The organism is Arthrobacter sp. U41, from assembly GCF_001750145.1.
Taxonomy (GTDB): domain Bacteria; phylum Actinomycetota; class Actinomycetes; order Actinomycetales; family Micrococcaceae; genus Arthrobacter.
Genome location: NZ_CP015732.1, coordinates 3,799,001 through 3,812,014, shown reverse-complemented (window position 1 = coordinate 3,812,014; position 13,014 = coordinate 3,799,001). Strand labels below are relative to the sequence as shown.

The following is a 13,014-nucleotide window of genomic DNA, read 5'->3' as shown; positions in this document are numbered from 1 at the left end:
TTCTCATCCCGTCCTATCGGCCCGCGCTGTTGAGTGTCGCACCGCGGCGTAGTAGCGTGACAATCACTGTCAACACGCATCACAAGGACTCGGGAGCGATCATGGCATCTGTGACACGTGGGCTGGCGGCCGTTACTGCCGCTCTGGCCCTGAGCGTGACGGGCGGCGCCGTCGCCGCTCCCGCGTTCGCCGATCCGCGGGAGACCTTCAAGGAGTCGACCGCCACCGGGTACGGCGGCGCTGTCAGCACCGTGGACCCGGAGGCATCCGCAGCGGCGATCGAGGTCCTCCGCAAGGGCGGCAACGCGGCGGACGCCGCCGTCGCCGCAGCCGCGACACTCGGCGTGACCGAGCCGTACAGCGCCGGGATTGGCGGCGGAGGCTACTTCGTGTTCTACGACGCGAAGACCGGGGAGGTCGGCACAATCGACGGGCGCGAGACCGCGCCGGCAGACATGCCGACCGACGCGTTTATCGACCCAATGACTGGCCAGCCCTACCGCTTCACGCCCGACCTCGTCACGAGCGGCGTCTCCGTGGGGGTCCCCGGCACGCCGGCCACGTGGGAGCGCGCCCTCGACCGGTGGGGCACGCTGAGCCTGGGCGATGCGCTCAAACCTGCGCTCAAACCTGCGATCAAGGTAGCGACCCGTGGCTTCGTCGTCGACGAAACATTCCGCCAGCAGACCCTCGACAACGAGGTCCGGTTCGGGGCCTTCACCTCGACGAGCTCGCTCTTCCTCCCGGGCGGCGACGCGCCCGCCGTCGGCAGTGTCTTCCAGAACCACGACCTGGCCGCTACCTACCGGCTCCTTGCGAAGCAGGGCACGGACGGCTTCTACGGCGGCGCCCTTGCGGCCGAGATCGCGGCCACGGTGCAGGCGCCGCCCAAGACTGCCGGCACAACGCTGCCCGTCCCGGTCGGCTTTCTGACAACGGATGACCTCGCCGACTACCGCGCCTTGGATCAGGCCCCCACGCACGTCGAGTACCGCGGCCTGGACGTCTACGGCATGGCTCCCTCGAGCAGCGGCGGCACCACGGCCGGCGAGGCGCTGAACATCCTTGACACGTTCAACCTTTCCGAGATGTCCAGACCCGGCGCCCTGCATCATTACCTTGAGGCGAGCGCGCTGGCCTTTGCGGACCGCGGTAAGTACGTGGGCGACCCCGCGTTCGGCGACGTCCCCACCGGAGCGCTCACGGATCCGCTGTTCGGCAAGGAGCGTGCCTGCCGGATTGACCCGCTGCAGGCGGCTGATAAGCCCGTCCTGCCGGGTGACGTGTCCACCTACGACGGCGTGTGCCCTGCTCCCGCCGCGGCGCCCGCCGACGAGAAGGACACGGAGAACATCTCCACGACCAATCTGACGGTCGCGGACAAGTGGGGAAACGTTGTCGAGTACACGCTCACGATCGAGCAGACCGGCGGGTCCGGCATCGTGGTCCCCGGCCGCGGCTTCCTGCTCAACAACGAACTGACCGACTTCTCCACGGTCTACGACCCGAGCGACCCGAACCGGATCGAGCCGGGGAAACGCCCACGCTCGTCCATGTCTCCCACCATCGTGCTCAAGGATGATGAGCCGTTTTTCGCGCTGGGATCGCCCGGCGGTTCGACGATCATCACCACCGTCCTGCAGACGATCCTGAACCGGGTGGACCTGGGCATGAGCATTTCGGAGGCGATCGCGGCACCGCGGGCCTCGCAACGGAACACCAAAAACGTCACGGCCGAGCCGGAATTCATCGACGCGTATGGCGGCGAGCTCGCGCCGTACCGCCATCAGTTCACGCCGTCCGGCGACGCATTCACCTCGGCGGCAGAGATCGGTGCCGCGACCGCCATCGAGTTCCTGCCCGACGGGCGCATGGTCGCAGCCGCCGAGCCCGTGAGGCGCGGTGGCGGCTCGGCGATGGTGCTCAAGCCGTCGCCGAAGCCGTGAAACGCCACGGGGCGCGCCCTGTGCTGCAGCACGGGAAGCGGGGCGAGCGCCCTATCTCGTGGTGCTGCATCCATGCAAGCATGGGGGCTCACCGTAAATACGCCGTGAGGGGACCCGATGAAATCCAACGAATTTCTGCTGGACGCCTTCGCCCGCATCCGCGAGGCCGTCGCCGACACTCTTGACGGGGCCCGGGAGGAGGCGCTGCTCCGACGGCCCTCAGGAAACGGGAACTCCATTGCCTGGCTGATTTGGCATCTGAGCCGGGTGGAGGATGCGCAGCTCGCCTCGGCCGCCGGCCTGAAACAGGTCTGGACCTCGCAGGGGTTCGCCGTACGCTTCAATCTGCCGCTGCCCGAACGAGACACCGGCTATGGCCATTCTTCGGACAAAGTCGACAAAGTGAAGGCCACCCCGGAGCTGTTGCTCGAATACTACGACGCCGTTCACCGGCAGACGGCGGAGTTCCTGGCAACCCTCGGCGACGAGGACTTCGACCGCATCGTCGACACCCGCTGGGACCCGCCCGTAACGCTGGGAGTGCGCCTGGTCAGCACGATTGCCGACTGCCTCCAACACGTCGGACAGGCCGCGTATGCCAAGGGCCTGAACCCCGCCCGCCCGGCCTAGGACGCAGTGGTGCCGGCAGCGCCGGGGTCGGCGTCGATGGCTGCGGCAACCAACCGATCGAAACTTGCGGCCCCGTTCTCGGGCGCGACCACAGTGAAGACGGCCAGCCACTTCTGCGGGGCATTCGGCTCCACCACTGCAAGCCGTTCCACCTGCAGGTTCAACCCGGCCACCCCGCCGACGAGGAGCGGTAGCTGTTCGCCGCTCTTGACCATCCTCCGGAAATCCCTGACCGACAAGTGGTCGCCCGGGGAGTCTGTCACCTCGGCGATGGTGTCGTTGACTCTCCTGGTGAGCCCCCGCATGAACGTCCGCTGACCCGAGATCGTGGGAATTGTGAGCAGTGTCGCGAAGGCGAGCGTGAACAGGGCCACGGTGCCGCCGCTCCTGAGGCCTGGCATAAAGATCATCAGGAACAGGCAGAGGATCAAACCGAAGATGCTCAGCAGGATGAACCTGACCACGGGATTTTCCGCTGGCCTCTTTGACCAACGGACAACTGCCACGGTGCTCTTGCGGGGCTGGGCGTGCGGTAAACTTTCCATGGTTAGTACCCCTTCACTTCCATCAGTGCTTCGGCCAGAATGACTGCCTCGCGTGCTTCTTTGAGATCGCTCAGCAGACCCAGGTCCGGCAGGGCCGGGGTGGCAGAAGTTGAGCCGGTGAGTGCAGAAAAGATGCTGCTCAACCTTTCGCGGTCCTGTGCCAGCAACCGGGACGCATTCAGCTTCACCCTGCTCAGTTCAAGCTCCAGCAGGGAATTGTCGATCGCCTCCCGACGGCCCTGCATAACCGACAACTTCTCCGAGACGCTCTGGACGCGGCCGCGAAGCATCGATTCCATTTTTGCTGCCACGTCGTGGAGATCGCTCAGCGCGGTGTAGGACTTTGCCGATCCGCAGTGCCGGGCGAGCTGCCCGCTGACGTAATGCCGCCGTCGTTCCCAGCTCCGGACGGCGGATTCGTAGGGGCCCAGGAGCAACGCGACGGCGGCAAACGCCCGGTCCAGCGACGCCGCCCGTGTGCTGAGGCTTGTTGTCGCAGCGTCCAGCCTCGCCAGGAAGGCGTCGTAATTGTCATGAGCCGGGGCGCCGGTGTCGTTCATGGGGCAGCCGCAGACCGTGGCGCCGAACCGCGTGGACGGTCGCGGCCAGGCTGGCGCGAGGCCCCTCGCCGCAAAGCGCCCCCATCTCTCATGGCACGAGAATAGTGGTTGGGGGCATGTTGTCATAGAGTCCACCCGTCGTCGGCTCCCGGGATCGTGGGGCGGCCGGGTATACCGGGCGGACCTTGACACTGACTTTCCCGGACACAGAGACTGAAAAGTCCAGGGCTTACTGCAGCTAGGGAATGGAAAGACAATGACCGTTACAGGTTCGTTCGTGATTGTGGTGGGTTTTGACGGTTCGGAGAGTTCTCAAAATGCCCTGGCGTGGGCTGTGGACGAGGCCAAGCAGCGCGGCGGCCAGATCCGTCTCGTCACGGCCTGGAGTAAACCGCCGCTCGCCTGGTATCCGGCCGTGCTGGAAACGGCCGTCGGTGAAATCGTGGCTGAGGATTCGCCCCAACAAATAGCTGAGTCACTCCTGGCCGCCGCTCTGAAGACCGCGGAAGCTGAGGGGGTGGCCGCCACCGGCCAGGTCGTTCACAATGACTCAGCGGCGTCAGCACTGCTCGACGCCGCCAGGGGCGCGGATCTCGTCGTGGTTGGCTCCCGAGGGCATGGCGGGTTTCCCGCTCTGCGCCTGGGCTCGGTTTCCGCCCAGGTCGTCAGCCATGCGCCGTGCCCCGTCCTGGTCGTCCGGCCCAAGGCCTCGTAGGGTGTGAACCGCAGCGCGGCGCAAGCACATGCGGCAACCGTTGTAAGGGCGAAGGGGACGGCCTACGATGTGCCCACAGCCCCACTCTGGGGACCACTCCGGGACCTGCCCCGGAAGAGTCGGACACTCTTTCGGTTTGCCCCAGTCCTGGACATCACGGGACGGGAACGGCCATGGCCAAATATTTGTTCGAAGCGAACTACGTGGGCGAGGGCATCAAGGGCCTCATGCGCGAAGGGGGCACGAAGCGCCGTGATGCCCTCGTTGAAGCCCTCAAATCTGTCGGCGGCTCACTTGAATGTTTCTACTATGCCTTCGGGGACACCGACGTGCTGGGGGTCTTCGAGGTGCCGGGGGCGGCCGACGCCGCCGCGCTCTCGCTCATGATCAATTCGACAGGCTCCGTGAACGTGCGTCTGAAACCCCTGATGACCCCGGAAGATCTTGACGAAGCGGCAAAGAAGACGCCTTCCTACCGGGCCCCCGGGCAGTAGGGCAGCTTCAGCCGCCCCGCACGGATCCACCAGGTGAGGTGCGGGGGAAACCGGGCTGGGAGCTATCCGGCCTTTTCGGGATTGCTGCTGTTTTGTCCAAGCCGGCCGAGCTGTTGGAGGGTCGAGCTGCTGTCACCGTCCGGCAGGGCATCGCCGTGCTTCCGCCAGCCGGGGCATAACGGCCGCCAGGAATTCGTTAGGGTCGTCCACGGTCATTCCTCCGTTCGAGCCCCCCGGGGTCAATTATTGGACCCCGGTAATGGCGCCGCAAGCTGGGGTAGGTCAGGTTTCCGTGGCCGCGGGGCGTCCATAAAAACACGCCACCGGTCACCTGCGACATTTAGCGCGCCGCGGCATGCGACAGAATGACCCCATGAGCGATGCCGGCGAATTCATAGACGTGGCGCTCCAGCGTGAGTCATCATGGAGCCGCGCCGAGGAAGCCGAAGCAAGGCACGGCAGCCGCCACCGCTACTACGGCGCGTCCGTCGGAGCCGTGCGCGGAACAGTCCGCGACGCCCTCCGCCGGCACCCGGAACTGACCCGCGATGACATCACCGCCCTCAGCTCCGAGTTGTGGGAGGAGCCCGTCTTCGAACGCCGCCTTGCCGCCGTCGTCCTCCTGCAATCCAGCGTCCCCCGCCTGTCCAACACAGACCTTACCCGGATCGAGGGCTTCGTGCGGAGCGCACGCCTGGCCGCCCTTGTCGATCCGCTCGCCATCGACGTCGTCGGGCCCCTGATCGCGGGACTCGACGCTGTCGGCAGGGTGCGCGCGGACAGCGTCCTGGACCGTTGGGTGCGGGATCCCGACGGCTGGCTGCGCCGAGCTGCCCTGCTGTCCCCGCTGCGCGAGCTCCGTGCCGGCGCAGGGGACTGGTCCCGGTTCGTGCGCCGCGCCCGCGCACTCCTGGCTGAGCCGGCCCGGTCAAACGGCCCGGACGACGACGGCGCCGACGACGGGCCGGACGACGACCGCGGTGTCGCAGCCGAAGCGGTCTCCGTGGTGCTTACCGAAATGGCCAAGCGCCGGCCGGAGCTGGAATTCTGACCGGCCCGCCCTGGTCAGCGGGCCTTGCCCTGGTTGGGCCGCCGTTCCACTACGGCGTAGGCCTTTTCGTCGAAGAACTCCCAGTCGGTGATCACCATAAAGCCGAGGGCGTCCACGCGGTCGTTCAGGACGTGCACGTCGAAGCCTCCGTCGCGCGGCTCAGCGTCCCACGTGGCCACGTGAACCTCCCCGTTTTCCAGCACCACCAGTTCGGTGTTGACGTTGAAGTCCTCCTGCGGCTGATTGCTCAGCTGGCAGATCGCGACGCAGTGCCGGGTGATTTCGGGGCTGTTCATTTTTCGGGCCTCCGCTTCGGGGGAACGGTGATGGCATCATCCTATGCCTGGGGCCGCATCCTCATGCCGTTACCGCAATGTGACTTGTCGTAATCATTCCGTTACCGTTGTTAGGTGCCTGTTGTTTCCGAGACAGGCTCTCCCCAGCCGATTGCCTAACTCTGCCGCGGCGCGGGGATAACCCGCAGCAACGTCCGGCAGAGACGGGGAAACCACTTTTGACCCGCTTTTCTCCAGGGGTCTTGGGGTGAAGCCGCACGGCCCGCAATGATCGGGCCAGCGTGCGGCCGGGTGCCTCCCATCCGAATCCGACAGCTCACCTCGCAGGCATTGGGAGAGGCTTCTTTAATGACTTTTAGCAATACCCGTGCGCCCAAACGCGCCGACCTTCGCAGCAAGCGCCGCACCGCCGGCACCATCGGCCGCCAGGCCGCGGTACTCGTCGCCGCTTCCGGAATGGTGCTTAGCGGCGCCATGGCCGCCAACGCAGCCGATGCACCGACCGAGCGCGACTCCGCACCGGCGTCGTCCGTGGACGTCCAGGGCCAGGTCTCCGCGCCGGTCCTGGCGGACTCAGCCGTCCAGATCACCTTCGAGCGCCCGGCCGTTGAGACTGCCCCGGCTCCCGTGGTGGAGGCACCCAAGCCGGTAGCCGCTCCGAAGGCCCCCGCCGTCCCGGCCCCCGCGGCACCCGCCGCTGCCAAGGCGACCGTAAAGGTCCAGGCCGCTCCCGCGCCTGCCCCCGCTGCCGCCCCTGCCGCCGGCGGAGTGAACGCCACCCTGCTGGCCGTGGCCTATGGCCAGATCGGCATCACGCAGGACTGCACCGCCGTCGTGGAGAAGGCCCTGAACGCGGCCGGCATCCCGGTCGGTGACATCGGACCGCAGGCCTTCCTGAACTACGGCAAGGTTGTCGGCGACCCGCAGCCCGGCGACATGATCGTCCAGTCCGGCCACGTCGCCATCTACGCCGGCAACGGCCAGGCCATCAGCGGCGGCATGAACGGCGTCAACTCCACCGTGACGCACCCGCTGTCCTGGCTGACCGCCACCGGCCCCATGACGTTCGTCCGCGCCGGCTAGCAGCACCGCCAGCAGCGCACGGAAGGCCGGTCGATCGGTTGCCTTGGGGGCAGCAGATCACCGGTCTTCTGCTTGTCCGGTGTCCGGTTCCACGGAATACCGCAGCAGCACCACACCGTTGCCGAAGGTGCGGCTCTCCTGCAGCCGGAGCGGCCTTGAGCCTGGCCACCTCCTCGGCGACGACGTCGTGGACCGCCTCGGTCTTCCAGCCGGCCGAGGCCAGGGTCCTGGAGGCGGTGCAGTTCCTCATCGACCCGGTGCCAGCTCGTGTCATGCTCCGGGCCCTCGAAAAATCCGTCCAGGGATACCTGCATCATCAGGATGAGCTTGCGCATGACGGGCCCCTCACTGCTCACTCCAGCCGGGGTTCCAGCGTACGCCGCGTTCCGCCGCCGGGGCAGGGAGGGAAAGCCCGACGCCGGTCGGCAGCTTATTGCCGGTGCGCGCCTCCCGCCGCGGGCCGGAGTGCCGAACAGAGTCGTACCGGCAGGATCTTGCCGAAAGCTGGAAATCACGGCATGATGGCGGGACTGGATGACGCGACCGGCAGCATTCTGCCGAATGGAGCAGTTCAAATGAAGCAGTTCAATGGGTGATGTGCTGTCGATCGGGGCCAGCATCCGGAGCGCCCGCAAGGATGCCGGGATCACGCAGGAGGACCTCGCCCACCTCGCCGGGGTCTCGGTGCGCACGGTCCGGGCCATCGAGACCGGAACCGGCAACCCCTCGCTGCACGCTGTGGTGGCTGTGAGCGATGTCCTGGGCCTGCGGCTGACGGCGCGCTGATGCCGGCCGAACTGCAGGACTTGAAGTTCGTCCGGGATGCGGACGTCTACAAGGGCGGGATTCTCGCCGGGCACCTCAGCAGGACCGGCTACGGCGGGATCCGGTTCAGCTACGCACCGGAGTACCTCGCGGGCGGCGGCCCTGCCGTTGCACTCTCCCTGCCGCTGTCCGGGGCTGCGGTGGAGACTCCGGGGGGAGCGCTGCCGGCCTTCTTCGCCGGCCTGCTTCCCGAGGGCCATCGGCTGACGGTCCTGAAGAACGCGACCAAAACCAGCTTTGACGATGAAATGACCCTGCTGCTGGCCGTAGGGGCCGATGTCCCCGGTGACGTCCAGGTGGTCCCGGCCGGCGAAGTCCCGGTGGAACCGCCCACCCTCGCCGATACCTCAAGGCCGGAAACACTGGACTTCTCCCTCCTGGTCAACACCGTGGACCTGCACGGGCTGCCGGGAGTCCAGCGCAAAACCAGCGCCTCGATGCTGACCACGCCGCTGGCCGTCAAAGGACACCGCTACCTGCTCAAACTGGATCCGCCGGAACATCCCCACCTCGTGGAGAACGAGGCCGTGCACCTGCAGGGTGCCAGGGCGCTGAAGATCCCGGTGGCCAAATGCTCGGTTATCGAGGACCGGAACGGTCTGCGGGGGCTGCTGGTGGAACGGTTCGACCGGGTCAAAGGCCCGGCCGGGGCCTGGGTCCGGCTGCCGTTGGAGGACGGGACCCAGGTTCTGGGCCTGCCGCCCGCGTCCAAATACGGCGTCAGCTCCGAGGACGTGGCCAGGGCGCTCGCCTCCGCGTGTACCGCTCCGCTGCTCGCGAGCCGCAACCTGTACCTGCAGTTCCTTTTTGCCTGGCTGACCGGCAACGGAGACCTGCACGCCAAGAACCTTGCAGTCCTGGGCAGCCCGCGCGGATTTGTGATGGCCCCTGTCTTTGATGTTCCCTGCACCCTGCTGTACGGGGACGAGACGCTGGCGCTGCCGGTCGCCGGCAAAACGCGGCACCTCAAGGCCAGGCACTGGGCCGAGCTGGCCGGTTCCCTGGGACTGCCGGAGCGGGCCGCCGCCGCCGCGAACCGGATCGCGCTTGCCGCGGCGGCAGCAATCCGGCTTGAGGACCTGCCCTTCACAGGCTCTCCGCTGCGCGGGGCGCAGCGTGAACTCCGCTTCCGTCGCCGGGAGCTGGAGGGCTGACCCGGGGTTCTGCGGGCGCCGCCGCTTGCGCTTGGTCGGTGCCCGGGGCAGAATGGGGAGATTTGAAGCCGTGCCGCGGTTCTGAACCTTTAGAAGGACAAGCATGCCTGCAAACTTGCCTGTGGCGTCAGCCGTCGTTGCGTCTCCGCCGACGTTCCGGCGCTAGGACCTGATGGAATCCTGGGGACCTGGCCGTCATTTCAGCAGCGGCCGGCATACACATGAGTCAACCCGGGGAGCCGGGTGGCACCTGCTGGCGCTCATCGGCGGGATCCGCCCCCAGTTCCTGATTGCACTGATTGCCGTCCTTGGCCTGGTCTCGGCCGCGACCGTCTACGCCACCATGCAGACCCGGGTCCCGCTCGACGCCGGCGCGCCGGCTCCGACGTCGGCGTCCGCACCAGCTGACACCGCAGCCGCCGACCCGCTGCCCGGCACCGGAACGCCGCCGTCAGAACCCCCGGCCTCAACGCCGTCCCCGACACCCTCGGCGTCTCCTCCCGGCGGAACCATCGGACCGGCGCTCGACGCCGAGATCAATGCGGTCATCAAAGCCAACAGCGCCTATCGGGTGGGTGTGGCCCTGATTGATGTGCAGGACGGTGAAGTCCACGAGTACGGGGTTAAGACCAAGTTTGTTGCCGCCAGTACCGGGAAAATCCTCGCCGCCGCCGCCTACTACCACCTCGTGGAAACCGGCAAGGCCTCGCTCGGGGCACGGATGGGGGCGTCCACCGCCGGCCAGCAGATCCGGCTGATGGTCCAGCAAAGCAACAACGAGTCGTGGGCGGCGATCCTGGCCGCCGTCGGGCAGAAGGGACTGACCGACTATGCCGCCTCGATCGGCATCCCCTATGACCGGACGGTGAACGCATTGACTCCGGCGGAGATGGCCAGAACCTTGTCCGAGCTGTACAGCGGCCGGCTGCTCAACGCCGAAAACACCGCCCAGCTGCTCTCCTACATGCAGCAGACCAATTACGAAGAGCTGATCCCGGCCGCCACACCCCCCGGGGTCAGCGTCTTCCACAAGTACGGGCTGCTCAACGGCAACCTTCACGACGCGAGCGTCCTGGTGCAGGGGGATCGCGCTTTCGTGTTTGTTGTCTACACGCTGGGCCGGGAGATGTCCGACATGGCCGCCCGGACGCGCGTCATCCACCAGCTCACCGGCACAGTCACCGACGGGCTTTATTGACGGGTGTCCGTTCCCCAAACGGACGCAGGCTCGTACGCTGGAGAACGGAGGTGAATGCCATGAAAGCAGCCCAGGGAGACCGGATCATCATCCGTGGCACCACAGTTGAGTCAGCGGACCGGCACGGGGAAATCCTGGAGGTGAAGGGGGCAGACGGGGCCCCGCCGTATCACGTCAGGTTCGACGACGGCCACGAGACCATACTGTTCCCCGGCGGTGATTTCGTCGTCGAACGCAGCAAGAGCGTCTGATTCCGTCAGAAGCTCGAGGAACTGCCGGAGCCGGAGAAGCTGCCACCGCTGCCGCCGTAGCCGGTGGTACTGCCGCCGCCGCCCCGGGCGCTGCTGACGCTGCTGACCCCGGTGTTGAAGCCGGAGTTGAAGGTGGGGACGGAGAAGAAGTAGTACGCGGGGTAGACGGTGCCCAGGATGCTGGGCTCGTACGTGCGCCCGTACTTGTCCTTGCTTCCGGCCTGCGCACTCTCCATCTCCTGGCGCATCAGCGAGGCTTCCTTCTCGTTCTTGGCGAAGCCGTCTATGACGGTATCGGCGTGGTTCTTGAGCAGCTCGGACAGGTGGGTGCGGGCGTCCCGCAGCCGGTCAAGCGTCGTCTCCGGGGTGATCGTGCCGTCCGAGAGTTCCGCGGTCCAGCGTTCGATGTCCCGGTGGCTTTCGTCACGGAAGGAGCGCAGGGCCGCCGCAGTTGCTGAATCGCCCTGGGCGTTGCGCTTGCTCAGCATCTGTTCGATCGCGGCCAGGTCGGCGCGGAAGGGGGCCAGCTGCCGGTCCCAGGCGGGAGCCCAGGCGGAGCCCCGGTTGAGCAGGGCGTTGGTGTCCGCGATGACGTCGTCGAGGGCGTCCAGTTCGGTAGCGGCGTCCGCGTATCTCCTGACCAGCTTCAGGTTTTTCCGCCTGCTAAGTTCCTTGGGCGAGAGGGCATGGACCTGGTTGGCGAGACCGGTGGCGGTGTTGTACTTGGCCATGAAGGTCCGGTGCTTCTCCAGCACGGTGCTGCCGTACCGGGACGTTTCCGGAATAGTGCTGGCGTTGAGCTCAGTGACCTGGAGATCCATGCTCACGTTGGAGTAGCTGGCATCGCCGCGGGCCAGTTCCCGGCGGCTGCTGACCCTGGTCCGCCAGCGCACGATCAGCCAGGTGGCGGCGCCCGCGACGGCAGTCCCCGCGCTGGTCCAGGCAGTAACGAGGAAGGCCGTCGACCGGTACCACGGCTGGTTGATCAGCTCCGCGCCGCGCTGGATCCCGGCGACGGTGCCGTCCGTCCACTGGGCATCGGCAAGGAGGTCCTTCGCGGCGTTCTGGATCTCCGCCCGCGTTTCGGGGGAAACCTTCCGGTCCTCACCCATGTAGGTCCCCACATGCCGGCCCACCGGGTCCACGGCGAAGATGAAGAGCCCGTTCGCCCACTTCTGGCCGTCCTCGCTGATCCACTCCGGATGCTCGGTCCGGGCAAAACGCAGGACCTCCTCGTTGAGGTTGTCCGAGGCCGAGCCGTTGTAGGTGTACACGGCCACCTTGGTGGGCTCGTAGAACTCGATCGCCTGGACTGCCGGCAGGAGGGTGTTCCGGTCCAGCACCCCGGCCCGGTCCTCCACGACAATGTCGACCGGCGTGACGGCCAGTGCTGCCGGCCCGGAACCCACCAGCCCGATCACCACCAGCCCAATGAGGCCAAGAACTTTCCGCACGATTCGCATTTCCCGAGCGTAGTGCCTGCCGCGGGCGGCGTCGACGAACCCATGCCGCCCCGGGCGCCCCTGTTTTCGGTTAGGCTGGCCACGATTGACGGGGAAGGGGAGCACCAGTGCTCGAGGATGCTGAAGGGCCGGGGTGGCCATGACATCCGCCACCCCGATCGACGAGATGGGCGGCCTGGTCGGTTTTGCCGCGCGCGCCGTCGACGCGCTCGGCGAGTGGGGCGTGGGGCTGTTCACCCTGACGGAGACCGTCTTCCCGCCCATTCCCAGCGAGGTCATCCTTCCCCTGGCCGGTTTCCTCACACGGCAGGGGACCATGAACCTGGCCCTTGTGCTGGTTACCAGCACGCTGGGGGCCTACCTGGGCGCGCTGCTGCTGTATTGGCTCGGGGCGCGGCTGGGACTGGAGCGGTCGATCCGGTGGTTGTCGAGGCTCCCGCTCATGGACCGCGAAGACTTTGAAAAGGCCGCCGGCTGGTTCAGCCGCTACGGCCGGTCTGCAGTCTTCGTCGGCAGGCTGCTGCCGGGCGTGCGCAGCCTGATCTCGCTGCCGGCAGGTGCCCAGAGGATGCACCTTGGCACGTTCAGCGCGTTCACGGTTGCGGGCAGCGGGCTCTGGAACGGGCTGCTGATCGGGCTGGGGGCCATGCTCGGGGCGCAGTACCGGCTCATCGACGAATATTCGCGCTTCCTCAACTTTGCCGTGTACTCCGCACTCGCGCTCGTCGTCGGCTCGCTCATTGTGAGGGGCTTCCGGCGGCGAAGAAACAGCAGGTCAGGGCGCACTGGGGCCTAAAGACACC

General features: G+C 66.9%; 15 protein-coding genes and 1 riboswitch. Of the genes, 11 read left to right on the top strand and 4 right to left on the bottom strand.

The features are described 5' to 3' along the window. Positions 1-101: 101 nt before the first annotated feature. Together ggt and ASPU41_RS17365 are read left to right on the top strand one after the other, a co-directional pair. The gene (gene ggt / locus ASPU41_RS17370; protein ID WP_069951975.1) at positions 102-1,946 is read left to right on the top strand and encodes a gamma-glutamyltransferase; all 1,845 of its coding nucleotides are present in this window, start codon (positions 102-104) and stop codon (positions 1,944-1,946) included. A gap of 117 nt (positions 1,947-2,063) precedes the next feature. Then, a complete protein-coding gene (locus tag ASPU41_RS17365; RefSeq protein WP_069951974.1) occupies positions 2,064-2,576 on the top strand; it encodes a mycothiol transferase in 513 nt (170 codons plus the stop codon). Here the strand turns inward: ASPU41_RS17365 and ASPU41_RS17360 are convergent. Together ASPU41_RS17360 and ASPU41_RS17355 are read right to left on the bottom strand one after the other, a co-directional pair. Continuing rightward, positions 2,573-3,121, bottom strand: a complete 549-nt coding sequence (locus tag ASPU41_RS17360) for a hypothetical protein (RefSeq protein ID WP_157357035.1) — start codon at positions 3,119-3,121, stop codon at positions 2,573-2,575. The genes ASPU41_RS17365 and ASPU41_RS17360 overlap by 4 nt on opposite strands. Before the next feature lie 2 nt (positions 3,122-3,123). After that, on the bottom strand, positions 3,124-3,681 hold the full coding sequence (locus ASPU41_RS17355; protein ID WP_069951972.1) for a hypothetical protein: 558 nt from the start codon (positions 3,679-3,681) through the stop codon (positions 3,124-3,126). A gap of 256 nt (positions 3,682-3,937) precedes the next feature. On the opposite strand from ASPU41_RS17355, the gene ASPU41_RS17350 reads away from it, so the two are divergent. From ASPU41_RS17350 to ASPU41_RS17340, 3 genes are all read left to right on the top strand, one after another. Further along, a complete protein-coding gene (locus tag ASPU41_RS17350; RefSeq protein ID WP_069951971.1) occupies positions 3,938-4,396 on the top strand; it encodes a universal stress protein in 459 nt (152 codons plus the stop codon). Positions 4,397-4,569: 173 nt separating this feature from the next. Then, positions 4,570-4,890 carry a GYD domain-containing protein gene (locus ASPU41_RS17345; protein WP_069951970.1) on the top strand — a complete coding sequence of 107 codons (321 nt, stop codon included), beginning with the start codon at positions 4,570-4,572 and terminating at the stop codon, positions 4,888-4,890. Between the two features lie 373 nt (positions 4,891-5,263). Next, the gene (locus ASPU41_RS17340; protein WP_069951969.1) at positions 5,264-5,941 is read left to right on the top strand and encodes a DNA alkylation repair protein; all 678 of its coding nucleotides are present in this window, start codon (positions 5,264-5,266) and stop codon (positions 5,939-5,941) included. A 14-nt stretch (positions 5,942-5,955) separates the two neighbouring features. On the opposite strand, the gene ASPU41_RS17335 is transcribed toward ASPU41_RS17340, so the two are convergent. Continuing rightward, positions 5,956-6,237, bottom strand: coding sequence for a hypothetical protein (locus ASPU41_RS17335; protein ID WP_069951968.1), 282 nt, complete (start codon positions 6,235-6,237; stop codon positions 5,956-5,958). A gap of 148 nt (positions 6,238-6,385) precedes the next feature. After that, a riboswitch (cyclic di-AMP (ydaO/yuaA leader) is annotated at positions 6,386-6,581 on the top strand. 4 nt (positions 6,582-6,585) lie between these two features. Here ASPU41_RS17335 and ASPU41_RS17330 point away from each other — a divergent pair. The 5 genes from ASPU41_RS17330 to ASPU41_RS17305 all read left to right on the top strand — a co-directional run bounded on the left by ASPU41_RS17330 (position 6,586) and on the right by ASPU41_RS17305 (position 10,748). After that, on the top strand, positions 6,586-7,320 hold the full coding sequence (locus ASPU41_RS17330) for an NlpC/P60 family protein (RefSeq protein ID WP_157357034.1): 735 nt from the start codon (positions 6,586-6,588) through the stop codon (positions 7,318-7,320). Positions 7,321-7,908: 588 nt separating this feature from the next. Next, complete coding sequence (locus ASPU41_RS17320) at positions 7,909-8,106, top strand: helix-turn-helix transcriptional regulator (protein WP_069951966.1); 198 nt, start codon at positions 7,909-7,911, stop codon at positions 8,104-8,106. Beyond that, positions 8,106-9,299, top strand: a complete 1,194-nt coding sequence (locus tag ASPU41_RS17315) for a type II toxin-antitoxin system HipA family toxin (RefSeq protein WP_069951965.1) — start codon at positions 8,106-8,108, stop codon at positions 9,297-9,299. The genes ASPU41_RS17320 and ASPU41_RS17315 overlap by 1 nt, the downstream gene beginning before the upstream one ends. Positions 9,300-9,471: 172 nt before the next feature. Further along, positions 9,472-10,497 (top strand): serine hydrolase, encoded by a 1,026-nt coding sequence (locus ASPU41_RS17310; RefSeq protein ID WP_231941109.1) that lies wholly within the window; start codon positions 9,472-9,474, stop codon positions 10,495-10,497. A gap of 59 nt (positions 10,498-10,556) precedes the next feature. Beyond that, the gene (locus tag ASPU41_RS17305; RefSeq protein ID WP_069952779.1) at positions 10,557-10,748 is read left to right on the top strand and encodes a DUF1918 domain-containing protein; all 192 of its coding nucleotides are present in this window, start codon (positions 10,557-10,559) and stop codon (positions 10,746-10,748) included. Between the two features lie 5 nt (positions 10,749-10,753). Here the strand turns inward: ASPU41_RS17305 and ASPU41_RS17300 are convergent, their stop codons facing one another. Further along, positions 10,754-12,211, bottom strand: coding sequence for a DUF5129 domain-containing protein (locus ASPU41_RS17300; RefSeq protein ID WP_069951964.1), 1,458 nt, complete (start codon positions 12,209-12,211; stop codon positions 10,754-10,756). A 139-nt stretch (positions 12,212-12,350) separates the two neighbouring features. Here ASPU41_RS17300 and ASPU41_RS17295 point away from each other — a divergent pair, with 139 nt between their 5' ends. Continuing rightward, positions 12,351-13,007 carry a DedA family protein gene (locus ASPU41_RS17295; protein ID WP_069951963.1) on the top strand — a complete coding sequence of 219 codons (657 nt, stop codon included), beginning with the start codon at positions 12,351-12,353 and terminating at the stop codon, positions 13,005-13,007. The last annotated feature ends 7 nt before the right edge of the window (positions 13,008-13,014 follow it).